At 70.6% G+C, this 25,510-nt stretch carries 21 protein-coding genes and 1 pseudogene; 6 read left to right on the top strand and 16 right to left on the bottom strand.

Annotation, left to right across the window (positions count from 1 at the left end):
- The first annotated feature begins 172 nt into the window (after positions 1-172).
- Positions 173-403: a hypothetical protein gene (locus tag ACH4UK_RS29195; protein ID WP_398361035.1), complete on the top strand. Its 231-nt coding sequence runs from the start codon at positions 173-175 to the stop codon at positions 401-403.
- 193 nt (positions 404-596) lie between these two features.
- On the opposite strand, the gene ACH4UK_RS29200 is transcribed toward ACH4UK_RS29195, so the two are convergent.
- Positions 597-1,814: a hypothetical protein gene (locus tag ACH4UK_RS29200; RefSeq protein ID WP_398361037.1), complete on the bottom strand. Its 1,218-nt coding sequence runs from the start codon at positions 1,812-1,814 to the stop codon at positions 597-599.
- 474 nt (positions 1,815-2,288) lie between these two features.
- Between ACH4UK_RS29200 and ACH4UK_RS29205 the strand changes: the two genes are divergently transcribed.
- From ACH4UK_RS29205 to ACH4UK_RS29215, 3 genes and pseudogenes are all read left to right on the top strand, one after another.
- Entirely contained in the window at positions 2,289-2,789 is a 501-nt protein-coding gene (locus ACH4UK_RS29205; RefSeq protein ID WP_398361039.1) for a hypothetical protein, read from the top strand.
- Positions 2,790-2,965: 176 nt separating this feature from the next.
- Positions 2,966-3,153: pseudogene (locus ACH4UK_RS29210) on the top strand (UDP-N-acetylmuramate--L-alanine ligase); the annotation flags it as partial.
- Between the two features lie 314 nt (positions 3,154-3,467).
- Positions 3,468-4,328, top strand: a complete 861-nt coding sequence (locus ACH4UK_RS29215) for a calcium-binding protein (protein WP_398361041.1) — start codon at positions 3,468-3,470, stop codon at positions 4,326-4,328.
- A gap of 915 nt (positions 4,329-5,243) precedes the next feature.
- Here ACH4UK_RS29215 and ACH4UK_RS29220 read toward each other — a convergent pair.
- The 14 genes from ACH4UK_RS29220 to ACH4UK_RS29285 all read right to left on the bottom strand — a co-directional run bounded on the left by ACH4UK_RS29220 (position 5,244) and on the right by ACH4UK_RS29285 (position 22,203).
- On the bottom strand, positions 5,244-5,756 hold the full coding sequence (locus ACH4UK_RS29220; RefSeq protein ID WP_398361043.1) for a GFA family protein: 513 nt from the start codon (positions 5,754-5,756) through the stop codon (positions 5,244-5,246).
- A 43-nt stretch (positions 5,757-5,799) separates the two neighbouring features.
- Positions 5,800-6,906 carry an NUDIX hydrolase gene (locus ACH4UK_RS29225; protein ID WP_398361045.1) on the bottom strand — a complete coding sequence of 369 codons (1,107 nt, stop codon included), beginning with the start codon at positions 6,904-6,906 and terminating at the stop codon, positions 5,800-5,802.
- 67 nt (positions 6,907-6,973) lie between these two features.
- Positions 6,974-7,747, bottom strand: coding sequence for a PIG-L deacetylase family protein (locus ACH4UK_RS29230; RefSeq protein WP_398361046.1), 774 nt, complete (start codon positions 7,745-7,747; stop codon positions 6,974-6,976).
- Between the two features lie 105 nt (positions 7,748-7,852).
- The gene (locus tag ACH4UK_RS29235) at positions 7,853-9,055 is read right to left on the bottom strand and encodes a hypothetical protein (RefSeq protein ID WP_398361048.1); all 1,203 of its coding nucleotides are present in this window, start codon (positions 9,053-9,055) and stop codon (positions 7,853-7,855) included.
- 31 nt (positions 9,056-9,086) lie between these two features.
- Positions 9,087-9,638, bottom strand: a complete 552-nt coding sequence (locus ACH4UK_RS29240; protein ID WP_398361050.1) for an AAA family ATPase — start codon at positions 9,636-9,638, stop codon at positions 9,087-9,089.
- Positions 9,635-11,977 carry a methyltransferase, FxLD system gene (gene fxlM / locus ACH4UK_RS29245; protein WP_398361052.1) on the bottom strand — a complete coding sequence of 781 codons (2,343 nt, stop codon included), beginning with the start codon at positions 11,975-11,977 and terminating at the stop codon, positions 9,635-9,637. The genes ACH4UK_RS29240 and fxlM overlap by 4 nt, the downstream gene beginning before the upstream one ends.
- Before the next feature lie 80 nt (positions 11,978-12,057).
- Complete coding sequence (locus ACH4UK_RS29250) at positions 12,058-12,720, bottom strand: M15 family metallopeptidase (RefSeq protein ID WP_331759747.1); 663 nt, start codon at positions 12,718-12,720, stop codon at positions 12,058-12,060.
- The gene (locus ACH4UK_RS29255) at positions 12,717-13,763 is read right to left on the bottom strand and encodes a GNAT family N-acetyltransferase (protein WP_398361054.1); all 1,047 of its coding nucleotides are present in this window, start codon (positions 13,761-13,763) and stop codon (positions 12,717-12,719) included. The genes ACH4UK_RS29250 and ACH4UK_RS29255 overlap by 4 nt, the downstream gene beginning before the upstream one ends.
- Positions 13,760-15,208, bottom strand: a complete 1,449-nt coding sequence (locus ACH4UK_RS29260; protein ID WP_398361056.1) for a phosphotransferase — start codon at positions 15,206-15,208, stop codon at positions 13,760-13,762. Before ACH4UK_RS29260 ends, ACH4UK_RS29255 begins: the two co-directional genes overlap by 4 nt.
- Positions 15,205-16,065 (bottom strand): class I SAM-dependent methyltransferase, encoded by an 861-nt coding sequence (locus ACH4UK_RS29265; RefSeq protein WP_398361058.1) that lies wholly within the window; start codon positions 16,063-16,065, stop codon positions 15,205-15,207. The genes ACH4UK_RS29260 and ACH4UK_RS29265 overlap by 4 nt, the downstream gene beginning before the upstream one ends.
- A complete protein-coding gene (locus ACH4UK_RS29270) occupies positions 16,062-17,333 on the bottom strand; it encodes a protein-L-isoaspartate O-methyltransferase (protein WP_398361060.1) in 1,272 nt (423 codons plus the stop codon). The genes ACH4UK_RS29265 and ACH4UK_RS29270 overlap by 4 nt, the downstream gene beginning before the upstream one ends.
- Positions 17,321-18,796 carry an NUDIX domain-containing protein gene (locus tag ACH4UK_RS29275; protein ID WP_398361062.1) on the bottom strand — a complete coding sequence of 492 codons (1,476 nt, stop codon included), beginning with the start codon at positions 18,794-18,796 and terminating at the stop codon, positions 17,321-17,323. Before ACH4UK_RS29275 ends, ACH4UK_RS29270 begins: the two co-directional genes overlap by 13 nt.
- 12 nt (positions 18,797-18,808) lie before the next feature.
- Positions 18,809-20,182, bottom strand: a complete 1,374-nt coding sequence (locus ACH4UK_RS29280; protein ID WP_398361064.1) for an MFS transporter — start codon at positions 20,180-20,182, stop codon at positions 18,809-18,811.
- A complete protein-coding gene (locus tag ACH4UK_RS29285; RefSeq protein WP_398361066.1) occupies positions 20,179-22,203 on the bottom strand; it encodes an ATP-binding cassette domain-containing protein in 2,025 nt (674 codons plus the stop codon). The genes ACH4UK_RS29280 and ACH4UK_RS29285 overlap by 4 nt, the downstream gene beginning before the upstream one ends.
- Before the next feature lie 717 nt (positions 22,204-22,920).
- Here ACH4UK_RS29285 and ACH4UK_RS29290 point away from each other — a divergent pair.
- Positions 22,921-23,481, top strand: a complete 561-nt coding sequence (locus tag ACH4UK_RS29290; RefSeq protein WP_398361068.1) for an NUDIX hydrolase — start codon at positions 22,921-22,923, stop codon at positions 23,479-23,481.
- A gap of 83 nt (positions 23,482-23,564) precedes the next feature.
- Positions 23,565-24,086: an NUDIX hydrolase gene (locus ACH4UK_RS29295; protein WP_331759730.1), complete on the top strand. Its 522-nt coding sequence runs from the start codon at positions 23,565-23,567 to the stop codon at positions 24,084-24,086.
- A gap of 148 nt (positions 24,087-24,234) precedes the next feature.
- On the opposite strand, the gene ACH4UK_RS29300 is transcribed toward ACH4UK_RS29295, so the two are convergent.
- Positions 24,235-25,341 (bottom strand): phosphotransferase enzyme family protein, encoded by a 1,107-nt coding sequence (locus ACH4UK_RS29300; RefSeq protein ID WP_398361071.1) that lies wholly within the window; start codon positions 25,339-25,341, stop codon positions 24,235-24,237.
- Positions 25,342-25,510 lie beyond the last annotated feature (169 nt).

Raw genomic sequence — 25,510 nt, forward strand, 5'->3', positions numbered from 1 at the left:
GTCGCAGTGCGCGATGGCACGCCGAGTCCGTGACGCCCAAGGATGTCCGGCAGCGTTCGGGACGAACGCGCCCCGCCCAGCCGCTACGTCCCGCAACGCGGCGGCTGGATCGGCGGACACTGGCCCGGTCGCGTCCGGGTTCGGCAGGCCCCAGGGGCAGCGCAGGGCAGCGGTGCCCGTGCCCCTCGCCCGGGGGCTGGGAGTCTCAGCGGGGCCGCCAGTCGGCGAAGGCCTGCTCGGCGTCGGCTTCCACGACTTCGCGAAGGTCCTCACCGAGGCTCAGCGCATCGCCTTCAGCGTGTTGGTGAGGAAGGCGCTCCATCAGAGCCAGACCCTGTCGGTCAACAGCGATCTGATGCTGGTGGCGAACACCTGGTGTGTGGCCGGTCACTGGACGAAGTGAGGACGGTGATGGACCAGGATGCGGGTGGACTACTCGCGCCAGCAAGGCAGCACTTCGTACCCTTGAGCCGCCCCGGCCCGGGGCGAGCGCCGCTCACCCGCTTCAGCAGCCTGTCTGACATGGGCGCTGGCAGCAGTCGTCCTTGGCCCGGATATCCCAGATGAGCTGGGAGTCGGCGCGGATACGCCCAGGGTCAGGAGTGGCGGAAGCCGCGGCCGGGCTCTCGGCTCTCTTCGGGGTCGAAGGGTTCGAACCAGTCGGCGGACGCGAGGTTGGCCATGCCCATGGCCTGGTTGATGTCGTTGCCGCTGTCCTCGATCCCGTCGAGGGAGGCGTCGAACAGCATCAGCACGTCGTGGTCCTCGAACAGAACGCTGGAGCACCAGTTCCAGTCGTAATCGTCGCGGCCCTCCGGCAGCTCCGCCACGGCGCGGTCCACCAGCGCCGGCCGGTTCAGGGTCAGCGAACGGGCCCGGGCGATACCCAGGTGCAGAGCCATCTCCTCCCCGGTGCACCCCGGGGTAACGCTCCGGGCACCGGGGGCGAGGTCTGCGGCCAGGTCGTCGAAACAGCGCGCCATCTGCCGCCGCCACTGCGCGCCCTGACTCCAGGTCACCCGCGGCAAAGACCCCAGAACCAGCCCCTGCCCCTTGCCCACCGGGCGGTCCCCGAACTCGGCGACATCCTCCCAGGCCTGCGCGGCCAGTTCGTCCAGGGCGAGCCGGAGCACCGCGGCGGTCCTCACGCTGATGTCCTGACCGTCCTCGCCGTCTTCCTCGTCCTCCCACGCACCCTCCCCGCCTTCGTGCGCGTCGGGGCCGGAGCGGACCATAGTCAGCAGCTGGCCGCGCACACGGCGGGCGGCCTCCTCCGGTGCGGCCAGGGCGGTGTCGATGACCTGGAGCTCGTCGGAGAAAGACCGGGCAGCCAGCAGGCGCCCGGCCTCGGCCAGCAGCGCAGCCCCCGCAACCGAGGCATCCTCGTTGGGCAGCACCACGGCGAAGTAGTTGTCTGTGAGCCGGTCGACGACAGCGGCCACCACCGCGGCGACCAGCAAGGGGTCGGCGTACGGCTCCTGTTCCTGCAGGTCGAGACGGTCGATCACCAACAGGCTGGAGACCGCCTCGGTGAATTCCTCGAACTCGGCCGAGAACTGGCCGTCGCTGTTCAGAACCTGCTCGGCGACCAGGGAGGAGAAGGACTGCTCATCGTCCAACCGCTCACGCAGGTTGTCCGACTTCCAGTACAGGGCGCGCACCGCATGCAGCGTGCCCACCCGCTGTCCGTCCAGACCGATGGTTACCTCCCACCTCTGCACGCCACGTGCAGAGGGGTCCAGTAGCCGGTGACGGTGATGGAAGTCCACCTCCAGCTTCTCCAGCTGGACGCTCGCCAGGTCCTTACGGGACAACAGGGGCACCTCGATCACCTCTCGCGCGACCGCGTCGTGCGGCTCCAGCCCACCCTACGGTCCAGCCGGTACCCGGTAGGCACGGCTGGTGAATCTCCGGCCGTTCCACGTGGTCCCCACGCGCGCCGTGTCGAGCTCCGTGAACAGCAGGGCAGGAATCAGGTCAGCGGAACGGCCCCAGCGGTCGCGCGGACTGCCGGGGCCGTTCGCGGACCGGTCGTACTCCACCCAGGACCAAACCTGTAAGGCACCGGGCCTGCTCCACACACTCCATGTCGGTGCGGCCTACGGAGGAGCGTATGCGCCCGTGAGCGGTCACGCAGGCGTTCGAAGGCGAACACGGCGACACCAGGTGCGGCTGCCCTTCGAGGGGCATGGTCGAAAACGGTGACCGCCGGACCGTCTCGTCACCCGATCCGGTGAGCTCGCGACGAACACGCTCTGGCCATACGGCCGTGAACCGATGATCAGCCGGTGCTCATCAACCCGTTCCGCGGCAGCCGCCGCGCCACCGTCGTGGCTCTGGCCACCATCGCCGCTCTCGCCCTCGTCGCCGGCTGTGGGGACGACCCGCCTCCCGGACATTCGGAGCGCCTCCAGAAAGCCGCCGGAGTCGCCTCCTTCAAGATCACCTGCACCAAGGATCTGTGGGACCGCACCAAGCCTGGTGCCACCACCCAGGACTCCCACGAGGACGCCAAGCCCCGCGGTCTCGCCGGTGCCGCCGGGGAGAGGGGCCTGGTCGAGGTCACCCTCACCGGCGCCCAGCTCGTGGACTACCTCAAGACGCTGGAGGAGGACATCAGCGGCGGCCTGGGCGCGAATCGGTCGGTGGAGGAGTTGTCACGGCGGATGTACGACGCGATCGCCCCCGTCGTCGACCGGATCAAGAAGGGGAAACCACCAGCTGAAGTCCCGCAGGCCGTGGTCGATGACGCCGTCGCGCCCGTCTCACCGGCTCCCTCACCTGGCTGAACCGAGACCGGCAACCCTTCGGCCGCCCGCACACCGCAGCTGGCCGAAGGGTCGTGTCAGCCGATCACCAAGGAATGTTGTAGCTCATGAGCGCCATGGTGTCAGGGCGGGCCGACAAACCCAGGGTGCCGGTGCGGTGGTGCTGCCCGGAGCTTCGTGGGCCGACCGGCACCACAGCGTTCGTGACGCTAATCGGCAAGGCGTGCCCGGCGGCACCTTGGTCATCTCCAACTACCAGGCAGGCGCGGTTGAGGTGACCCGCCGGGTTCGCGACTTCTCCGACGTCAAGCTCGTCATCTGTGGCTCCGCCGAGGACGCCGACGTGCGAGTCCACAAGGTCACCCCCCGCGGTCTGACCAGCGAATGGTCCTGCTCAACGGCAAGCGAACCGCTACCGAAAGTCGTCGTCGACAACGCTTTCGTCGACGCGAAGCAGTGAGACCGCCCACCGAGCCGGGAAACTCGCACCGAGCGTTGGGACATGAGTCCATCCCGCGTTCTGTCAGCGCGACCGTTCTCGCCTTCCAAGCGGCAGCCGGAATGATCTTCACTAAATAGTCGCTATCCGTACAACCATTGGCCTGGCTCGTCGATCTGATCCTGTGAGCCAAGAGGCTCACGGATCAAATGGGCCCCCACGCCAATGACCTGGCCGGGGCCACTTCTCCTTGGGGACACATGCGAATTCGTGCCACGGTGGCCGCCGTTTCCGGTGCCATTGCCCTTTCCGCTATCGCAGTTCCGGCCGCGCAGGCCGATGACGGGCGGTCCTGGACTCTGGAGCCCGGTTTCTCGGCCACTCAGCCCGGCCTCGGGGACAAGTCGAAGCAGGCGTTCGGCGCGACCGCGAAGGTCGCCGCCCCGAAGGTCACCGCTGCGGTCGTCAACGGCGGCAAGCCGATCGTGGTCGGCACCAAGTCAAAGCAGACGGTTCCCTTCTCCGCCACGGCCACCGCCGACGCCGGCGTTGGTGGTGTTGCCGCGTTCATCTGGATCGGCAAGTCCATCGACGACAAGAACAGCTTGGGCTTCGGCCCGAACGGGAAGTCGATCTCCTGCAAGGTGGTCAACGCGACCACCACGACCTGCAAGGGCACCATCACCCTCGACCCGGGCCCGATGATCAGCTCCGACGCGACCTGGTGGCGCATCGGCGCATCGGCCGTAACGGAGGAGGGCGAGGAGTTCGGCAGTGAGGCGGTTTCCAAGGTCCGCGTCCAGCGGTTCTCGAAGCTGACCGTCAACGCCGCCCCGGAGCCCGTGAAGAAGGGCAAGACCATCACGGTCACCGGCAAGCTGACCCGTGCGAACTGGGACACCGGCACGTACAAGGGCTACAGCAAGCAGTCCGTGAAGCTCCAGTTCAAGAAGAAGGGCGCCAAGAGCTACACGACCGTCAAGACGGTCAAGACCAGCTCGACCGGCACCCTGAAGACGACCGTCAAGGCCTCGGCCGACGGCACCTGGCGCTACAGCTTCGCCGGCACGCCGAGCACCCCGGCCGTCTCGGCCAAGGGCGACTACCTCGACGTGAAGTAGACACACAGCAAGAGCGCCGCGGCAGGACACACCCGTCCTGCCGCGGCGTTCTGTTGACCGATGCGCCACGCCGCTCCCTGGCACCTCTTACTCGCGGTGCCACCTTCGAGCTCGGGCGGGCAGCGCCAGCTGAGGGGTGGGCAGATTGAGCGGCATCAGGGGTCGGCTGTTGGGGCGGCAGTTCATGGTGGCCCGTGTGTCGGCGCTTCTTCGCGCCGGGATCGGGGAGGATGCAGGAGCTGCACCAGTCTGAAAACGCTCTCCGCTCGGTTGCGGCCGTTGAGGGTCTCAGGGCGTCGCCGTCACGTCGCCCGCCCTGAGACCTTCGCTTTCGCGGCCGGTCACCGAGAAGCACGACACCTGTGTGCAAGAACGCCCCGGCACCACCGCCAGCACGTACATAAGCTGTCGGCACAGGCATTGCCCTCCTCTGCATGTCACCTCGATCGGGCTTCGTTGCCCTCCTGCGCTCCTTGAGCCGGGGCTGAGTGCGCCTCAATGGCAGCTTGCTGCCGTCCCAGCCACAGGCACGACAATCGCCGACCCAGTGAACGCCGCACGGGCGTCCTGCCTCCATGGAGGCGAAAACGGCGGACATGTGGGGTGGCCGGTCGTACGCGGCGGTCATCCGGCCGGCCGTGATCAGGGCGACGAGACCGCCCACGACCATCTCCGTGAGGGCGATCGTGGACGGTGCGTGCCGGGCGAGATCCACGACCTCTTCGTGGTGGCCGGCCCCGTCCACGACGACGGCGCACACGCGCTCGCCCTTGCGGTGCACGTGGAGCCCGTCCGCGCACGGCGGTTCGGATCCCGGTCGCTGAGCGGATCCGACCGTCACCTGCCACGGGCTGAGGCCGTGGTCGTTCGAATGGTCCATGCGGTCGTCTCCTCGGGCTGCGTCTGGAGCCGTTCTCAGTGTGCGGCGGGCGTTGGTGCCGGTTGGTCGGCGAGGGTGATGGCCATCCACGCAGCGGCCTGGTCGCGGTAGCTGTGGCCGACGGGCTCGGTGCCGTCCTGGTCCGCGAGGCTGAATGCGGTGACCATGATCGTGGGAGAGTCCTCAGCCACGGATACGAGCGCCGTGCCGCACTCGCCACAGAATCCTCTGTGAAGGGTGGGCCAGGTCGAGTACCAGGAGGGAAGGCCGTCGGGGTTGGTCCACGTCAGCGTGGAGCGGGGGAAGCCGACCCAGAGCACGGCGGGGCTTCCGGAGATTCGGACGCAGTGTTTACAGGAACAGAGGTGGGGGTCGTCAGGAAGCCCCAGGACCTCGTAGGCGATGCGCCCGCACTGACACCGGCCCGTCCGGCGCTCCGCCGCGCGGTCCGGCTCTACGCCTGTGCGGCCGCCGCTGGGCAATACGACTCCTGCGAGGGGCGTTGAGGCGGATTGGCTGTACGCAGGCGGGCGGGGCGGGTGGTTCATGTGGTCTCCGGGCTGGTTCGGCGGTTCGGGTGGGCGGTGGTGTTCACCATGAGGTGGTTCCGGTGAGTTCGGTGACGGCCTGGCGGGCGGCGCGGGGGATCCCGAGGCGTTGGCGGGCCTGGTGGACGGCGGCGAGTTGCTGGCTCGTGTGCGGTCCCCAGTCGAAGAGGGATACCGCCTGCTCGGGCGTCGCCAGGATCCGGGTGTACGTCGTGCCGGTGGCCGAGTCGGGGCGGGTGGGCCCGATGCCCGTGAGGGCGGCGGCGTAGCGCAGGCAACTGCGGGGGCGTGAGGGGGCGGCGACGTGCCCGATCAGGAGGGGCGTTCCGAGTCGTGCGGCTGCTTCTTCGTCGGACTCGCGCCGCAGGGTGGAGGCCGGGTCGCCCTGGTCCCGTGATTCGGGCTTGCCGCCGGGCAGCACTGCGGTGCCGGTCTCCGGGTCGAGAAGGACCAGGATCCGGCCGTCTGGGGCGAAGGCCCAGGCCCAGACCTGGGCGATGTCGTGGCCGGGCGGGGCTTCGCCGGGGTGCCAGGACCAGGACCAGGAGTAGTGGTAGGCGGGGGGCGCGGTGCTCAGCACCTTGAGGCGGTCCAGGACGGTGGGGGCGATCGGCCGGCCGTTCTCCAGCAGTGCCGTGCCCGCGCCGTTAATTCGGGCGCGGAGCGCGGACAGCGCGCGGCGGGCGTCGGTGGGGGAGAGCAGGTCGGGCAGCCTCGCCGGGGGGACGAAAGAGATGGCGGTGATCTCGCTCGGAGGCAAACGGATCTCGGCGATGCGGCCCTCGTCCCAGGTGCCGCCGTCGAAAACGGTCAGGAGTTCGCCGGGGAACCGCATGGCCGCGGGCGTGGGGGCCGCGTCGGGGGCGACCCAGTCGACGGCCAGGGCCTGGTCGACGGCCTCCTCGACGCCGAGCTCCTCCATGAGCTCGCGGGAGGCTGCCGCTGCCGGCGACTCGCCCGGATCGACTCCGCCACCGGGCAGAAGACGTGTGGAGCGGTAGTCGACTTCCTGGACCAGCACTTCACCGGCCTCATTGGTGATGACCACAGATGCGCCTGCCCAGAGCGCGGCGGAGGCGCGCACGTCCCCGTACGCCTCGTCGGTCATGGCGCTGCCGGGTGGTTCGGTGGGGGCAGGGGTGGTCGTCACGGTGTCTCCAAGAGGTGTGGGTTGGTCCGGGAGGGGCCGGTGGGTTGTCGAGGCGGGGCGGGTGCGCTCATACGGTCAGTTGGTGTGGGTCGTCGCGGTGCGGTCCGGGCGTGAGCCTGATGAAGTACTCGGTCCGCAGAATTCGTTCCCGTGTCCCCTCGTCCGTGCGGGCGAGCAGACCGGGCAGCGCACGCTCACTGGCGACCTCACCCCGGTGGGCGAAAATCGCGGCCGCCTTCTGCTGCTGCCAGGGCGTCACGTCCACAACGGTGCTCACGACGGAATCGTCGACGGACAGAACCGGCTTGCCGACGTTCTGCAGCAGCGGGCCGAGGTCCGCGACGCCGGAGGCGGGGTGGGTGGCGCAGTACACGGCGTGCACCTGCCACGGGTCGCCCGCCTCGGGGTGAAGCTGCCCGATTGCGGCATCCTGCACGGCGAGCAGGACCGCTTGGTGGGTCCGGCGGTGGTCCGGGTGACCGGTCAGCTGGCCGAGGGCGTCGTGGGTGACCACGACGTCGGGGCGGACGGTCCGGATCTGCTGGACCACGGCGGCGACCACCTCGTCGAGCGGCGCGTCCAGGAGCCGTGTCCGGCCGGGCGCGGCACGCGGGTTGCGGGCGTCCCCGTAGCCGAGCATGCGCGGCGCCCCGGCACCCAGGACGCGCAGGGCATCGGCGAGTTCCGCCGCCCGCACGCTGGTGGGCGACCAGGTCATGGTGACCACGGCGGTCGCCGCGCGCGCCGTGGCGTGCTGGGCGAGCACACCTCCGGCCAGGATGGACTCGTCGTCGGGATGAGCGAAAACGCCGAGCAGGGACGGCAGAGCGGGCTGGAGCATGGGCACTTCCTTCGATTCGGACGGCGCACAGGATGGCGACGTCAGGCCAGCCCGTAGCGACGAAGGTCCGGGCGTGCCGCGCCGGAGCGTGGCGCGGCGGCAGCCTCACAGGGCGGGCGCTGGAGGCAGGGGGATGTAGGTTCCGCGAGTTGGTGAGCACTGGTTCCTGCGGAAACACCGGAATCCGCGCTTCGTGAGCACTGCCTCTGTCGACCGATTATGAGCAGCAGCACGGTTAAGGACCCAGGGGTCGAGCCCGCTGGTTCGACGAACACGCAGGTCGCGAGATCGCCTGCTCACCGAACAGCGGAATTGCCCGAACGGTGCCCATGACCACGCGGAAAAGCTCGCGAAACCGCGGAACCTACAGGGGACGGGCACCCCGGTGAACTGTTCGGCGCGCCGGGCCAGGTGTGGGGTCAGCTCGGGATGCCCGCCGCGTTCGGAGACCTGGAGCAGCTGCGCCAGGGCGACGAGTTCACCGACGCGCCCCTCCTGCGTGTCGAACGTGTCGGGGAAGGCTGCGCGGATCCGGGCGGCGGTGGCGGGACGACGGAGGCTGTAGGCGTGAAACAGCCCCACATCGGCCCCGGCTGGCATTCGACTCCATCCCTCCCAGTCGATGATCACCAGAGGTGGTCCCAGGAGGTTGCCCGCGTGGAGGTCACCGTGCCCGGTGGTCCAGGAAGTGACCTGTATGGAGGGGATGCCGAGGAGACGATGGAAGTGCCGGTCCATCCAGGATGTGCGCATGCGCCCGGCCTGGCGGCGGGTCGGCACTGTGGCGGTTACGGTGAGCGCGGCGCGCAGATCCGCCCACCAGGTGTCGGGCAGGTCGAGGTCCCGGGTGAGTACGGGGCTGCCGGACTGGAGGGCGGGCCGGGGCAGGTGCTCGGACAGCTCGGCGCGGTAGCGGTGCGTACGGTCTGTCCACTCCAGCAGGTCGTGGACCCGGGGGCGGGGTACGGACCGGGGGAGCAGGGTGTCGGCGCATGCTATTCCGTCCCAGCGGATTCCGGGTTCCTTGTCCAGTGGTGCGCTGACCACCCGGAGCCAGTGGTGGTCGTCGGCGCGGCGGCTGAGTGTGCGTCCCTTGAAGCCCCACGTGCGGGAACCGTGGGCCCGGACGCAGAGGGTGCCGGCCGCGGCTGCGTGGGCCCGGACCATTCGGATGCGGTTGTGCGGGTCCTCGGGGGGGGGTGCGAACACCGCCCCCGGTGTCGGCGTGGTCGTGGCAGCCCCGGGCCGGCCCGGCTCTCGCCCGTGGGCGGGAGCCGGGGCCGAGGCCGGGATCGTGCTGGTGGTCATACGAGCGTCTGTCCTTCTGTGGCGGGGCGGGTCAGGTGGTGTGCAGGTGGGCGAGGACGGTTTGGAGGGTCTGGCTGGGGGTGAGGGTGCTGGTGTCGATGACGTGCCCGTGGGCGTGCATCCAGGAGTCGGCGGCTTTCTGGTAGTCGGCTGCGCGGCGGCGGCGGTAGGCGCGTACGGCTGCGCTGCGGACGGGGTCGCCGGGGAACTCGTCGCTGGTGGTGATGCGCTGCCGGAGGACGTCCGGATCGGCGTGGAGGACCAGGTGGTGCACGGGCTGTCCCGTCTGCCGGAGCGGGGTGAGCAGGTCGGTGGCGTGGTGCCGGTCCAGGACGGTCATCGGCACGATGACGGGGCCGCCGGTGTAGGCGGCGAGGCTGGTGACGAGCGTGGCGGTGACCTGCCGCCACGGCGGATAGTCCTGGTAGTCCCGCTGGGCGAGATCGTGGCCGCTCAGGGTGCTCCGGAGCAGGTCGCCGACGCGCTCAGGGTCGGCGACCGCCGAACCTTTCAGGGCACGGTGCAGGTCGGCGGCCAGGGTGCTCTTCCCCACGCCGAACGGTCCGTTGAGCCAGATGATCACGCCCCCGCCGCCGCCTTCACGGTCCCGGTCTCGTGGTCGGGACGGGGAGCGGGCACCCGGCCGGGCCATCCGAACACCATCCGGCAGGCCGGGGTATCGACAATGTCGCCGGGCGGCAGCCGGTCGGCAGGCGTGCCGGCGGGGTGCACGCTCAGGGACGGGTAGCCGCTCTCGCGGGTCTCTCGGTCCCAGGTACGGACACACGTGGCGAACCGTGAGGCCAACTCCGGGCCCGCGGGCCCGTAGGCGTGGATGCGGAACTCACTGCGCCGGTGGGCGGGTTCGGGCCCGTCGGAGATCTGGACGTGGGTCAGGTAGGCGAGTGATCCGTCGGCGACGATCGCGGCCGCGTCTTCCTGCGTCACGAGCTCCGAGCCGGACGGCACGGTCAGCCGGCAGAACCCGGGGAGAGTTGTCGCCGCCAGCACCTGCAGCGTCTCGAAGTTGAACTGACCGGGGACGACCAGGCCCGTACTCAGCTCGTACCGCTCCCCGCGCAGGGCCTCCTCCAGGCCGCTCGTGTTGCCGGCGGTCCCCAGCTCCCACCGCACGGTGACCTCACCACCGGCCAGGGCGGCGGTGGGAACGGAGCGGGCTGCACCGCCGCGGTCCCGGACAAACCCGCAGTACGTCCAGTGCAGCCCGTGCAGGACGTCACCCCTCCGGATCAGCGTGATCGACCGGGTGTACCCGCCCACGTCCAGCGGGACGACCAGCCGCCCGCCCTCGGCCAACTGATCGCGCCACGCGGGGGCGATGTCGGTGGCGGTGTGGGTGATGATCACCGCGCCGAAACCGCCCGCCGGAACGTGCGCGGGCGCCCCCAGGGCACCGTCGCCGAGGACCGCGGTGACACGGCCGCTTCCGGCCTCCGCGCACAGACGCTCGGTGCGCCGCACCACGTAAGGGTCGAGGTCAACCGTCACCACGCTGCCCCGGTCGCCCACAATGTGCGCGAGGAGTTCGGCGTTGTACCCGCCCGACCCCACCTCCAGCACGGTCATCCCCGGCTCCAGGCGGAGTTGCTCGATCATGTCGGCCTGCAGCCAGGCCGCGGACACGGAGCTGAGCGCGGTCTGGGGTGACTCGCGGACCGTGACCACGGCGAGGTCGTCGTCGTAGGCCGTCTCGAGTCGGGCCTCGGGGACGAACCGGTGCCGGGGCACCGTGCGCAGCGCGGCTTGGACCTGCGGTGAGGGCGCCCAGCCCTTGCTGATCACGGCGGCCGCCATCCGCTCGCGCAGCCGGGCCGCCTCGGCAGGTTCCCCTGGCACCGGCGGGGCGGTGGGGGAGCATGCGTAGGAGTGGATGGACGGGAGCCCGGGCAGCACCCCGGGCCACACCGCGGTCAGCGCCTGGGCGCTCGGTGCGAAGATCTTGCCCAGGGTCGTCAGGGTGTTCAGGTCGTGGAACTCCCAGCGTACGAAGCGATGTGGCTCGGGCAGAGCGAGCTCACCGTCCCAGCGGGTCATGCGGACGACGGCGGTGACGCGGCGTACGTCCAGGCGGTCGTCGTGCAGCACGGTGATGACGTGAGCGTCCTCCACGCGCGCTGTCAGCCCGGTCTCCTCCGTCAACTCCCTCACAGCGGCGGCTGGTGCGGCTTCGCCTGTCTCGATGCGGCCGCCGGGAAGCTCCCACATGCCCCGGGTGGAGCGGCCCAGCAGGACCCGACCGAACATGTCGGTGACCACCACCGCAGCACCGAAGACGGCCTGCGGCTCGGGCCGCCCCTTCTCCTGCGCGCTGAACTCATCGGCCGGCCCGCGCAGAACCAGCAGTGCGAGTCCCTCCGCGTCGAACTGCTTGACGTCTCCGAACCCGTCCGTGAGTGCGCCCAGTTCGTTCTCGTCCAGGGCGATGCTCCGCCGCTCGGCGGGCGTGGTCTCCGCAAGGGGGGTGATGACGACGACCGCGCCACCCGCTCGCAATCGGGCTCCGAGCCGGCGCAGTGCAGCAGTCCTGGCCGGGATGAATGCGATGCTCAGCCGGAGCACGACCAGGTCGTACCCGGCCTCCTCCCCGGCGGGGGGCCCGGGCAGGGGGTCGTGCTCGATGTCCAGGCACGCCCAGCGCACACCGGGCACCTCGGCGTACTCGGCGCGCGCCCGGGTGAGGGCTTCCTCGGCGTAGTCGACCGCGTCCACGGCATAGCCCATGCCGGCCAGCGTGACGGCCAGTTCGCCCGTCCCGCAGCCGACATCGAGGGCCCTCCCGCCACCGTCGGGCACGGGGGTGTGCTCGGCGAGCAGGGCCCGCTCCACCGCACCCACCGGGCGAAAACCGCGCCCCTCGGCGTAGTGGTCCTGCCACGCCTGCTTCTCCGGTACCGCGATCATTGCTCCGGCTCCTTCTTGTCGTGCTGTGGGTTGCTGCGTCAACGTGCTCTGGGATGCGTGGGCAGGAGCCCGCCGGGGTTTCAGGTCCAGTTCTTGGGCCCGTACAGCGCCGCCGGCTTCCTCTGCAACAGGGCCCAGTAACGATCTCCGAGCGAAAAGTGCCACCACTCAAAGGCATAGTTCTGGAGCCCGACGGCGGCCATGCCGCTGGTGAGGATGGCCCGGTTCGTCTTCGCCGCCGCGGTGATGTTCGTGGCGGCGGTGAAGCAGGCCCCGTCGCTGTCCTCCGGGTTCGCGTTCATCGCCGTACCCATGTCCAGCTCCCGGCCGTCGGTGTCGACGAGCGTCAGGTCGACCGCGGCCCCGGCGCTGTGCGGGGCGATCTCCGGGGGAGAGACGTACCGGCTGGCCGCATCCCGTACCTCCTGCGCCGTCCACTGTGGGTGGGCGGTCCGCAGGCCCTGGGCGTACCGCTCGTAGTACTGGGTCTGGAGGTTCAGGGGCCGGTAGCCCTCCACAATGAGCAGACGCAGCCCGTCGGGGAGCCGGTCCTGTGCGGCGACGAGCTGGTCGCGTACGCGCTCACGCAGATGCGCGAAGGCACCGTCCGGGTCGCTGCGGCGGGCGTCGACGAGCAACGGCACCGGGCCTGAGCGGACATCGACGAGCGGTTCGCCGCATTCACGGACCGGGATCGCGGCGACCCGCGGGTCGGACATCAGGATCATGCTGCTGGTGGTCATGCGTTCCCCCAGGTGTCGATGTAGGCGGCCACGCCGGTGCGGCGGGCCTCCTCCACGGCGCGCAGCCGCACGAAATCCCGGGCCGGCATCAAGGCCTCCCACTCGGCCAGGGACAGGACACGGACCTCGTCGTGCTCGCGCGGGTTCAGCGTGATGCCCCGGATCTGCTCAGCGGTGAGGCGACCGCCGTCGAAGATCAGCTGCAGCGTGCTGTACGGACGCTGCGCCCGGGGCACCCCGAACACGGTGGCCAGCAGCCGGGGCGGACCCACGGCCGTCATGCCCGTCTCTTCTCCGCATTCGCGTACCACCGCGTCCCAGGGCCGCTCACCCAGATCCATCGCGCCGCCGATCATGTGCCAGGGGTGGCCGGGGGAGTAGACGGAGTGCAGCTGGAGCGGGCGGTCGTCCTCATCGGTGACGTAGAGGCACACGTACGCGGCAGCCCGGGGCAGCGAATCGGCATAAACCTGCGGCGGCACCCACGTCGAGACAGGCTGCGCACGGGGCACCGCGCCGGTGTCGGCAGGTTGGCGGTGTCGGGTCATCCGCATCAGCGCGGGGTTGCCGTTGAAGCCGAGCTCCCGGTACAGGGGCGCGGCCTCCGGGCTGGTGTGCAGTTCGAACAGCGTGACGTCCTCGACGTCGGCGAGGTGGTCGAGGAGTGCCGTGACGACGGCCCGGGCGTAGCCGCGGCGGCGGCACTCGGGCCGGGTGGCGGCGATCTGCACGCGGGCGGCCCGGCCTCGGGGGTAGGCCGGGGCCGGGAGCACGGGGCTGATCAGTCCGAGGGCGCAGGCGGCCATCGTGCCGTCCGGGGCGTCGACGACGAAGGCCCGGGCGTCTCCTTGCGGCGTGAGCCGTGGTGCCAGCTCGTCCGTGGACAGCCGGAGCCAGTCGTCGGTGAGCGGTGCGGACAGGACGTATGCGGAGCGCATCCGGGTGATGGCCCCGGCGTCAGCGGAGGTTGCCGCGCGGACCGGCGGCCGTCCGGCGGCAGCGCTCGGCCCGGGCGCGGTGGCGGGTGCCGTTTCGGCGTTCACGTCGCATCTCCTGTCGGTGAGAGGGGTGCACGGCGCTCGGCGCGCAGCCGGGCCAGGGTCCGCCGGCCGCGTTCGGACAGCTCGGGGTCGTTGTGGGCGACGTCGTAGGCGATCCCGCTCACGGCATCGAGCGCCGTGTCGATGGCGAGGCGGGCCTCCTCGATGGCGGTCAGAGGCCTGCCGTACCCGGCCAGAAACGCTTCGAAGAGGTCGGGGCGGCCGGCCCAGGCGTCGGACAGGCGGACCAGATCCCGTACGGCCGGTCCCGGTTCACTGCGCTCGAGGTCGATCACCGCCACGAAGCCATCACGGGCGTCCGGCTCGTCGGCGGCATCCGGGGTGACGAGGATGTTGCGGAGCTGGAGGTCGCCGTGAGTCTCCACCCACTCCAGCGGTGGCAGTCCTTCGGCCCGTCGGACGAGGTCGCGGACGAACTCCTCATCGCCCGGGAGCAGACGGGGCCGCGCTCCGGCCAGGTGCCGGTCGGCCTTGGCCACGGCGGGGCTGCTGCCGGCGGGAGCGGGCCGTGGGGGAGCGGACTGGTGGATACGGCGGGTCAGTGCGCCGATCCGCTGGAAGAGCGCCCTCTCCCGCTCCGGTGCCAGGACCGTGCCGTGCAGCGGGCGGCCCGGCACCGCGGTGAGAACCACCGTCCGCAGCGTCTCGTCGGCGGCGACCAGCCGTGGCGCCGCCGCTCCCAGCGCCGTGGCCCACGTCCGTAGCCCTCGCACTTCCCTGCCGTGGAATCGCTCGTTCTGATGGACCTTCACGTACCAGGTGCCGCTCTGGACTCCGTGGACCCGCCACACGCGGCTCTCCTCACGTGCCCATGAGGTATCCGTCCACTGCGTGATCCGGCCGACCGCGCGCTCCGCGAACTCCACGACCGCCTCGTCGGGACGGGCGCCGGACGCCTGGGCGCCGGTCATGTCCGGTACGACCCGCAGCCGGTCGGCGCCGGGGTCGAAGGCGATGGTGTCGCCAGGCAGTTGGAAGTGCACGGCGAGGCGCGCGCCGGCGGCGTAGGCGTCCAGGCCGGCACGGCAGTACGCCACCATCCGGACGGGCAACGCGTGAACGGGGAACCAGTCCATCGCGTCGCAGACATCCGGCTCCGCGATCCCTGGCTCGCCCTTCCACCGCCGGACCTCGAAAAAGTACCCCGACCGCGAGTCACCCCTGGGGCTGCGGTGGTGCACGGTCACGGCGGCCCGCACGTCGGCCGGGTCGATGACGACACCGGTCTCCTCCCTCGCCTCGCGGATCAGGGCGGTGACCACGTCCTCGTGCGGACCGTCCAGATGCCCGGAGGGCAGGTGCCACAGGCCGGCCGCGTACACCTTCCCGGCCCGACGCGACAGCAGGACCTCAGGACCATCGCCAGTTTCCCGGCGCAGGATCAGGTGGACGTCCACCGGCTCGGCATGCCGCTCGCCCCCGCTCACCGGGCGCTTCCCTGGCGGCGGGCGAGGAGCACCCGGAACTCGGCCTGCTCCACGAGCGGACCCTCCTGGTCGGCGATCCCGGTGAGCAGGGCGTGGGCGTCCGCCTCGAACGCGTCATGCCGGGCGCTGTCGGGGAACAGGCCCGCGTTCGCGAACGACGTGGTGCGCAGGTAGCCGAGAACGCCGCGGGGTGTCCACGTGCGGGCGACCGGGAACCGGTGCTCGGCGACGTCGCTCCAGGCGGATGCGGCGAGGTCTTCCTCGCAGGAGCGGGCGGCAGCGGTGTAGGCGGTGCCGGTCCCCGCGCGGCGGGCGGCCCCCAGGTGGTGCTGGATCAGCTCGCGCAGCTGCCGAGTCCATCCGGCGTCGTGGGTCCAGAGGCTCCCGTCGCCCATGATCGCCACGGTGGCGTGCGGGGCGGCGACACGGTCCGCCATCGCGAGGGCCCCGGGCCCGTCCATCCAGTGATAGGACCGGCAGAAGGTGACCAGATCCGGCGCCGGGACAGCCATTCCGGGCGCAGGGGCGTAGGCGTGTGCAGAGCCGTGGACGAGGGTCAGGGTGCAGCCGCCGAGCAGCGGCCCGAGAGCGCGGCGGGCGTTGACCAGCATGGCCCGGTTGACGTCGACCGCCTCGACGTGGGCGAGGTGGGGGACCGCCGCCAGCAGGGCGCGCGGCACCTGTCCGGTACCGGTGCCCAGATCCAGCAGCGCTGGTCCCGTGCGCCCGGCCAGGGTGCCGGCCAGCAGGTGCACGGCGGGGTCCGGAAGGCCGGGCCGGTGCCGGGCGTAGTGCTCGGCAGCGGTCGAGAACAATGCCTCCTGCTCAGGCCGGACATCGGGTTCGGAACGGGTCACGAGAACGCTCCTTCGTGAACGGGGCCCGGGGCGGACAGTGGCCAGGCCAGGTCCCCTTTCACCGAGGACACCCGCTGGCCGCCGTCCTCGGTGAAGTCCAGCCGGTAGCGGTCCGGGGAGCCTGCGGCCCGCCACCGGTCGGCGAGGTCGTGCAGCTCCGCCCAGATGTCGCGCGGGCCGTGAGCCGCGACGTGCCAGCCCTGCTCGCCCGGTGCGGCGCGCAACCATGACCCGCAGCCCGGCGCGCCGAGGGCCAGGTACTCGGCCCCGAAGTCCCGCACCAGGCCGCCTCCGAGAAGATGATCGGCCGCCAGCCAGAAGCCGCGGTCGGTGCTCGACGGCAGTTCCCGCGCGCTGACGTACGCCCGCGTGCCGGGCTCGGTCGCGATGCGATGACGGAAGTCCTCGGTGAGCCAGATCCGGTCCACGCCGTGCCCGGCGCGGTGTGCGAACTCCACCGCCCGCAACTCGCTTCTCAAGAAGCCGTCGGCTGTGCGCTCGACGACGGCGAGCGCCGGCCACGACGGCGAAGCGGTCGTCACATGCGTCAACAAACGGCCTCCCGGTGCCAGTTGTCCGGCCAGGGCGGAGGGCACCTGTCGTACCGCGTACGACAGGAAGATCCGGTCGAACGGTCCGCGGTCCGGACAGCCCTCCCCTCCCGCCCCGCACACCAGGTGCGGATGGAACCCGAGATCGGCCAGACGCGCGGCCGACGACTCGACAAGATGCCGGTCCCGGTCAAGAGAGACCACGCCCTCATCGCCGCAGACATGGCAGGCCACCGCCGCGGTGAAGCCCGCCCCGGTGCCGACGTCCAGCACCCGCTGTCCCCGGCGCAGATCCAGCTCCTGCAGCAGCTCGGCGGTCATGCCCGTCACCGACGACATCGAGGAGATCACCCGACCCGACCGTGCCCCGCGCGCCCGTCCGAGCAACGGCTCCCCGTCGTGCTGCACGAGCACACTGCCACCCCCGTACAGCAGACCGAGGAGCTCCACCTGGTCGGCCAGCGTGTCCCAGTCCAGCAAGTCCCACCGCGGCGGATCTTCCCCCGGGGCGCTGCGCCGGACGTATGCCTGCGGGATCAGGACCTCGCGGCGGATCGCCAGCAGCGCCTCGCGAACGGCCCCCGGCCTGAGCTGGCCGGCCGTCTCCAGCCGGGCGACCATCGCCTCCCGCGCCGCGACCGGATCCGCCGCACCGGGCGCAGCGCATCGTTCCTCACCGACGGAGGCAGTTGTGTCCGTGGCCGTCATCGTGTCCATCCCATGTCTGAGTACGGGCGGCCGTCGATGATGGCCCCGATGGCCTGCCGGGTGTACGGCACGGTGTTGTCCGGCAGATCCTTCGGGTCGAACCACCGCCATTCCACGCACCGGTCGGGCTCCAGCACCTGCGGCACACCGGACCAGATCCAGGGCCGGAAGAACAGCTGGATCCTCGGCCTCGCCGATAGCGAGTCCTGACTGTGGACCAGGTGGACGAGTTCGATCCCTTCGGGATCGAGGATCAGACCCGCCTCCTCCTTTGCCTCGCGAATCAGGCAACTGACAGCGTCCTCCCGCTCACAGTGACCCGCCAGGGCGTGGTAGAGGTGCCCGGCGTATGCGGAGTCGGGATGCCGCAGGCCCAGAAGGACCCGGCCGTCGGCGTCCTGGAGGTAGAGGTGAACCCCTACGACGTGGAGCTCGGTCCCTGCCGGGGACCGGTCGGCCGACGGACGGGACGCCTTGGGCGGGGTGGAGGCCGGGGGGTGCTGGGCGGCGTGCCGGCGGATCAGGTCTCCGAGGCCGGGGGACTGGGGCAGACGGTCGAGCATCTCCAGGGTGCACCAGTGCAGCAGGACCCCTTCTCGGAGCCCGGCGGTGTCCGGGTGGCCCTCCCACACGGCGGTGAAAATCTGGACAGGAACGCTCAGCCCGTCGACGCTCTTGGTCTCCTCCACGGCGTACGGCTCCAGACCGGTGACCTTGAGCCCCGAGGCTTCCTCGCCGAGCTCTCGCAGCAGTGTCGCCTCCAGGGAGGCGTCGCCGGGGGCCCGGCCGCCGCCGAGGAGAGCGAACACGCCGGGCTCCCAAATCCCTTCCCGCTGGTCGCGCAGATGCAGCAGGTAGCGGCCAGCCGAGTCGTGGATGATCACGGAGGCGTTGACCGGTTCCGGGGCGGCGCTCAGGTTGGCGCTGAGGAGCTTCTCCCGCAGTCCGGGGGAGGTGATCTGGTCGAGCGGCAGCCAGACGGCAGCGGAGACCTCCTCGGTTTGCAGGGCCGCTTCGACGGAGGGGGGAACGAGGTGGAAGACGAACCGGAAGTCGTAGTGATGGTGGGCCGGTTCGCCCTTGGCCGGGTTGGCGTCGATGGGGTGTATATCGATGTCGGCGGGCTCGTGGCAGAACGCGGCACTCTGGCGGAGCAGCCCCGGGGGGATGCCCGTCTCCTCGTGAACCTCACGCACGGCGGTGGCCATGAGCGTCATATCGTCAGGCTCGCCATGGCCTCCGGGGGCGAGCAGTAGCCCTCCGGAGGCGTTGTGCCGCACGTGCAGGGCCCGTCCGGCGTGATCGATCACGACGGCGCTGCACGTGATGTGCCAAGGCAGCGTCGCCCGCGACGTCAGGTCGGACGAGGCATCGAGCCCCGCCAGCAGCGGTGCCAGGGCCCGGTGCTCACCGGGGTGGCGGGCCAGGTAGGCGGTGACGAGTTCACGGATGTGCGATCGAGAGGGGGGCATGGGCGGCACCTTTCATGGGATGGATGAGGAAGATCCGGCTCCGGCGGGCGGGACCTGTGTCACGACTCCTGGTTCCGTGGCGAAGGCGGGCCGGGTGGAGGGGTGCAGGCCACGCACGGGGGAGCGCCAAAGGATCACCAAGGGGGCGCAGAGCAGGAAGGTGATCACGCCGAGGGCGGACCGCAGCCCGAGGAGGGTGCCGAGTACACCGGCGAGGAATGCGGCAACAGGGCGCAGACCGGAGGCGAGCCACGCACCGGTGGCCTGGGCGCGGCCCTGGAGATGTGTGGGGCACAGCTCTTGTCGGACGCTGCGCTGCAGTCCGCCGTGGGCTACGGCCGCCCCGGTCTGGATCAGTAGACAGGTACCGATGACGGCCTGGCCGGCCCTCCCGGGGCCGACGAGGACCAGCGGGATCTGGGCCAGAGGGTTGATGGCCAGGGCGGTGAGCATGACGGGGCCGGCTCCCCAGCGCCGCTCCAGTCTTCGCCACAGCAGGGCGCCGAGGAACCCGCCGACGCCGCCGGCGCCCATGACGATGCCCAGCGCCGTGGGACTCCAGGACAGTTCACGCAAAAGGAAGAGGGACCAGAGTGCCGAACTGGCAGCCAGGGCGAACGACGTGGTGGCGTTCGACAGGACGATGGACCGCACCACGGGAGTCTGCAGGGTGTAGTCGAGGCCTTCGCGGATCTCCGTCCAGTGGCTGCTGCCCGCGGGCCGGGGTGCCGGCTCCGGCTCACGGTGGCGGATGGTCAGCAGGCAGAAGGCGCAGACCAGATACGAGAGAGCGTCCACGGCGATCGCCCGGGCGGCGCCCAGCACGGTGACCAGCAGCCCGCCGAGGTTGTTCCCGGCGAGGTCGGCCAGCGAGTTCGTCGCGCCGAGCTTGGCGTTTCCCTCCTTGAGCTGCTCCCCGCGCAGCAGCGTCGGGAGGTAACTGACCGAGGCGTTGCTCCCGACCACCTGAAACGCGGAGACGAGGAAGGCGACTGCGTACAGCTGGCCCAGGGTGACCTGTCCGGCGAACTGGGCCACGAGGATGCTGGCCAGGGTGAGCGCGCACAGGACGTCGCACGTGATGATGATGGGCCGCTTGCGGTAGCGGTCGGCGAGGACGCCGGCGTGCAGGGACAGCAGCAGCGCGGGCAGTTTGCCCGCGACGGCGATCAGCGCCACGTGCATGGTCGAGGCGTGCAGGTCCACCACAGCGATCACCGAGATACCGATCGTGGTGATCCCGAAACCCGCAACGGTCACAGCCTGGCCGCCCCAGTAGAGCCGGAAGTCCCCATGCCGCCACAGACCCGGCTCCGGGACGGCCTCCGCCGCGGGCCATCCTTCAGTGTCTTCCGCCTTCGGGCGGGTGCTGTCGCTTCCGCTCACGAGGTGGCCGTTCCTTCTGCCGCCGCCTTCGTACCGGCAACTCCGGTGCCCGGGCCCGGCTGGCCCGGAACCGAAGGCGACGGGGCACGGAACTGGGCGGCCTGCAGCTCGTAGGCGTCGCGGAAGGCTCCGGTGCCGGTGGTCGGGTCCATCAGATCGGCGAAGGTGCCGTGTTCGGCGACGCGGCCTTCGTCCAGGACGTAGATGTAGTCGGCGTCGCGGACGCTGTGCAGGCGGTGGGTGATCAGGATGGTGGTCTGCCCCTCGCCGGACAGCCGGTGGATCTGGTCGAAGACCCGCTGCTCCGCGGCGGGATCCAGTGCGCTGGTCGGCTCGTCGACGATCAGAACCTGGCCCATGCGGTGACGGGCCCGGGCCAGTCCGACCGTCTGCCACATCCCGCCAGAGAGCTCGTGCCCGCCCTTGTACCCACGCGCGAGGAGGGTGTCCAGCCCCCAGGGCAGGGAGGCGATGACCTTGTCAGCCCCGGCGTACGCGGCGGCCGGGGCGAGGGCCGCGTCGTCCATCGGCGCCGCGGGGCGTCCGGCCCCGATGTTCACCCGGGCGGTGAACGGCCACCGGTAGAAGTCCTGGGCGACCATCGCCACCCGGTCGAAGACCTGGGCGCGATCAGCGTCGGTGGTGGCTACGCCGCCCCACAGAACGTGCCCGCTGTCCGGGGCCCGCAGCCCGCATAGCAGCTTCACCAGGGTCGACTTGCCGCTTCCATTGTGGCCGACTAGGGCCACCGTCTTCCCACGAGGAACGACGAGGTCGACCTCGTTCAGCGAGGGAGTGTCGGAACCGGGGTAGGTGAACGTGACCTTCTCGAAACGGATCTCCCCGACCGTCTCCGGAAGATCCCGCCCGCCGGTAGGGATGGCGCGCCGTGCCGCCTCCTCACACAGGGTCTCCAGGTCGGCAACGAACAGGGCCTCGCCCTGCACGTCGGTGACGCGCCCCACGAGACCGGTAATGCTCGCGGCCCCGGTGCGGATCGCGAACACGGCTGTCCCGGCGACCGCGAGCGCCATCTGCCCCTGCCACAGCAGCAGTCCCAGCGCGGCGTAGGTCGTCAGCGTCGCGAGCCCCGCTGCGGCGTCGGCGCCCAGAGTGATGCGCACGCCGATCTTCGCCAGCCGAGTCTGCTCCCGCTCACTGGTGAGGGCCATGCCCCGGAAGTGCTTGAGCAGGAACGGCCCGACATCGTGGACACGGATCTCCCCGGCCGCCTGCTCGTCGACCAGCAAGCGGCTGATCAGCTGGGAGGCGCGTACGTGCTGAATGAACCGGTGATAGCTCGTATACCGGTGGCGGGTCATTGTTAGGGCGCTCCACGCCCGGGGTGCCGCCATCGCGATCAGCAGCGGCAAAAGCGCCCAGTGCAGCACGGTCAGCACGCCGGCCGCCGCGATCAGGGAGATCGCCGCGGTGACCACCGCCGCGCAGTACCCCAGCATCCTCCGCGCCGAATCGGCACCGTACTGCGCGGAGTCCATCAGCCGGTGGAAGTCGTCGTCCTCCACCGCCTCCAGCTCCACCCGCGCCACCAGCGCTAAATACCGCTCCGTCGCGACCCGCTGGGTCTTCGGCTCCAGGATCCCGATGGCGGCCCCCGACACCGAGGTGAGCACCGACCCGATGACCGCGAGCAGCCCCACCACGACCATCGACGGCAGCGCCGAGCGCAGCCGCTCCTCCATGGCCCCTTCGGAAAGGAGCTCGACCAGCAAGGCGTTCACCACGACCAGGGTGGCTGCCTGCGCGACACCCCGCCCGACCTCGCTGAACGCCACCGTGTACAGCGCCCGCCGATCAGCCTGATGCGCGAGCCGGACCGCCACGGTGATCTGCCGGGGCAGGGAGAGCGCCATCGCCTTCAGGCTCAGCTTCAGCCAGGCGTAGTGGTGCTGGCTCCAGCCCGCGTCGTAGGCGAGCTCGCCGCCGAACAACAGCTTCTCGGAGGCTGACAGGTGCGCCTCGTCCGATGCGTCCGCGCCATCCTCGGGTGAGTCCTTCATGCACTCACCACCCCTGGAGCGAGACTTTGAAGATCCGGCAGCGTTCGTCGGACGAGCTGCCGGAACGAGGGCACGCAGGCGATGACCGCGTCGCGATCGCGAGCCTTTTGCCCGCGCGGGATGGTCCTGCGGCGTGAGCCGGTAGGCGTCAACGTCGCCCCTTTCGTGAGGCGTTGGGGATTGCCCGGTCCAACGAGAACGGACACAGTTCGAGCACACGCCTTTCAGCCGAACCTCGAACCCCTGTTCTCCGGGGCCGACGGGCGGTGTGTGATCCACGGCCCCGCCCACCGACCGGAAGGGCCGGCCGCGATCTTGGCCGAAAAGAGCGATCTGTTGTTCCCTGCGGGCAGCGCGGGGCGATTCGAGAGAGGAAGCGGTGGCGGAGAGCTCTTGCAGCAGAGCCTGGTGGCGTCGCCCGGAATGAGGGCGGCGGCGGGCTGGCACATCTGTCCGGACGGAGCCGGCATCCGCCCGGCGTGGTCATGCGCGGCACCCAGAAGTCACGCACCCCGACAGGCAACGCAGCCCGTGGGGTGGGTACTTGAAGTGAGAGCCGATGCTCCGGGCTCGCGTGACAACACGGACCCGCCGCCCCGCCCGAGCCCCTGCCCGGCTTGTAGAGTGCGACCTTCCCTGTACGCCAGGAACACCTGCTGGAGCTCACTGTGCACCTGCTCGCTGCCTGTACCCGCTCGGCTGTAAGGGAGGTGGCCCGTGGCGATCACTGACGCCGTCATCTCGCAGACCCTGGCCACGTACCTGGAGCGATACCCGGACGAGACCGAGGCACTGTCTGCGCCGCTGCGGATACTCGCGGGCGGCAGTGGCTTCGCCTCGCGGCGCAGCTTCCCGATGCACGTGACGGTGGGCGCGCTCCTGGTCCGTCGCGGCCGCGAGATCCTGCTGATCGAGCACCGGGCGTACGGGATCACCTTGCAGCCGGGCGGACATCTCCAGCCCACCGACGCCACGCCGGTTGACGCGGCCGTGCGCGAGCTCGCCGAGGAGACCGGACTCGACCCGGCGGGAGTGACCCTGGCGGATCCAGTGCCCGCGTACGTCGAGTACGGGCGCGTCCCGGCGCGCCCCGAGAAGGGCGAGCCGGATCACTTCCACCTCGACCTGGGGTACGCGTTCACGACGGACCGCGCGGACGTGGGGCAGATCCAGGAAGCGGAGGTGACCGGTGCCGCCTGGGTCCCGCTCGCAGATGCCGAACGGCTGGTCGGCCCGCGCATCGCCCGTGCGGTGAGCCGGACCGCCCGCGTCGGCTGACGCAGCACCGGAGACCTCGGGCCCGGCCGTGCCACGGATGCGGCTGCATTCCCGGACCGCCACTTCCCCCCCGGAGCGAGTCGATGAAGACCTGCGACAACACCTCGGTCGGAATCCTCATCACCGATCACCAAGGCCGTTACCTGGTATTCGACCGTGCCACCCTCCCGCACGGCACAGCCCCTGCCGCGGGCCACAACGACGACCATGGAAGTCCCGAGGACGCGGCCCGCGCCGAGGTCGAGGAAGAACTCGGCCTGACCGTCACCGGCCTTACCCGCATCACCGGCGGCTGGCGAGAGAACCGATGCCGCCGGTTGCCCGGCGCACGCGGCACTGGCCACGACTGGACCGTCTTCCACGCCGCCGTCACCGGCGAGCTCGTCCCGAGCGCCCGCGAGACGAAGAACGTCCGCTGGATCGACTCCGACGCCCTGCAGGAGCTGACGGACAGGACGGTCGCCCATGCCCAGGGACGTATGAGCGGGGCCGAGTTCGAGGCCGCGCCGGGCATCGAGCCAGTGTGGATCCAGTGGCTCGTCGACGTCGCCGCGATTCACATCAGCCCCGACGACCTGCTGCGGGTGGAAAAGCTCACCCGGTGACCGCCGCGCGATCTCACCCTGAGCTCGGCGCGTCGGCCACCGCGGCCCCGATCGAGTCCTCCGGCTACAGCAAAGAGGAGAAGAAGCCCGAGTTCGCCGGCCGGGAACGCGACGTACGTGAACCACGACGACCGTCGCGGTCATCAACTCAGCTAAGAGCCTCACGTAGAACCTCCTCCATGGCAGGGAGCCGGTCGAGCAGCGTCAGAGCCGCTTTGTGGCGCACCTGTCCGTATGCCTCAAGTGCGGCATCGACGAGGTGCGGTCGTTCCACGGGCACCGACAGCGGGAAGGCCGAGCAGAGCATCGCGGCACAGCCAACGCGAAGCGAGAACAAGAGGTCGTCCGCGGACGCCTTCGGGTTGGCCTCCCGGTAGGCCAGGGTGAGATCGGTGTAGCCGGCGAGCCAGTCCGTTGCACTGCTGTCCAGCACGCTCTTAGGGTCACAACCAAGACGGGCGATCTCCCAGGCCAGGTACCCGGTCGCGGGCGGACGGAAGTCCACGATCGCGGCCACTTCGGTGTCCTTGAACAGAACGTTGGGGCCGGCCGTGTCGCCGTGCAGGATCTGGACGGTGAGCTGCGGGAGCGAAGCGAGTGTCTTCTCGACGCCCGCCATGATGGCTTGCCGTTGCCGCGTCGCCCGCAGTGCCCACGCCTCGAACTTCCCGAGCCTGGGCTTGTGCTGGTAGGCCTGGATGAGGCGGTTGAACCGATCCCGTGAGGCGCCCACGTCGCACACCGCGGCTCCCGGAGCCTGGCTGGGTGCGGCGGCGGGGTACGTAGCGAGCCGGCTGTGCAGTCGGCCCATCGCCGTGCCCGCCGACGCCCACCGTGCACCGGCCAGTGTTCCCTCGGCAGTCTCGGTGTGCGTCACGTACGACCACAGGGACATCGGCACGTGACCGTGGGTGGCGATGAGCTGGTGATCGCGGCTGCGGGTTGCCCGCGCTGCAGCGACCCTTCCGTCGGCGGCGTACTCCGACAGTTCGATGGACGCCAGCTCCAGCTCCAGGGCCCGGAGTTCTCGGGTGCGGTAGACCTTGGCGAAGTGCCGCTGGCCACTCTGGTCTACGACCGCGAAGTTGTCCGTCGCGGTGCCTTCCGGAATGCGCTTGATGCCGGCCGGCAGGAGCCCGTACGCGAGCTCCAGCGTGGCGGCGAGGGCCGCCACCTGCTCCTCCTCCACGGCAGGGTCAGGTGGCGAGGAGGTGGGAGCGGGGGTGGTGGCGGGCTGGCGGGATGCGGTGGACATGGTCTCCTCGTCGGGGCACAGAAGTACGGGTCGGGGTCTGAGCCGGCAGCAGTTGTCGGGAGGCATGTGGCATCACGGCCCGGGGCCTCGGGCGCTCAGCCGGGGCAGGGCTGCGCCGACGCGGAGGCGCTGCAAGCCCGCAGGCCCGGTGCCGGGCACCGCGTCAATG

Source organism: Streptomyces sp. NPDC020884, from assembly GCF_044333935.1.
In the GTDB taxonomy this organism is placed as follows: Bacteria; Actinomycetota; Actinomycetes; order Streptomycetales; family Streptomycetaceae; genus Streptomyces.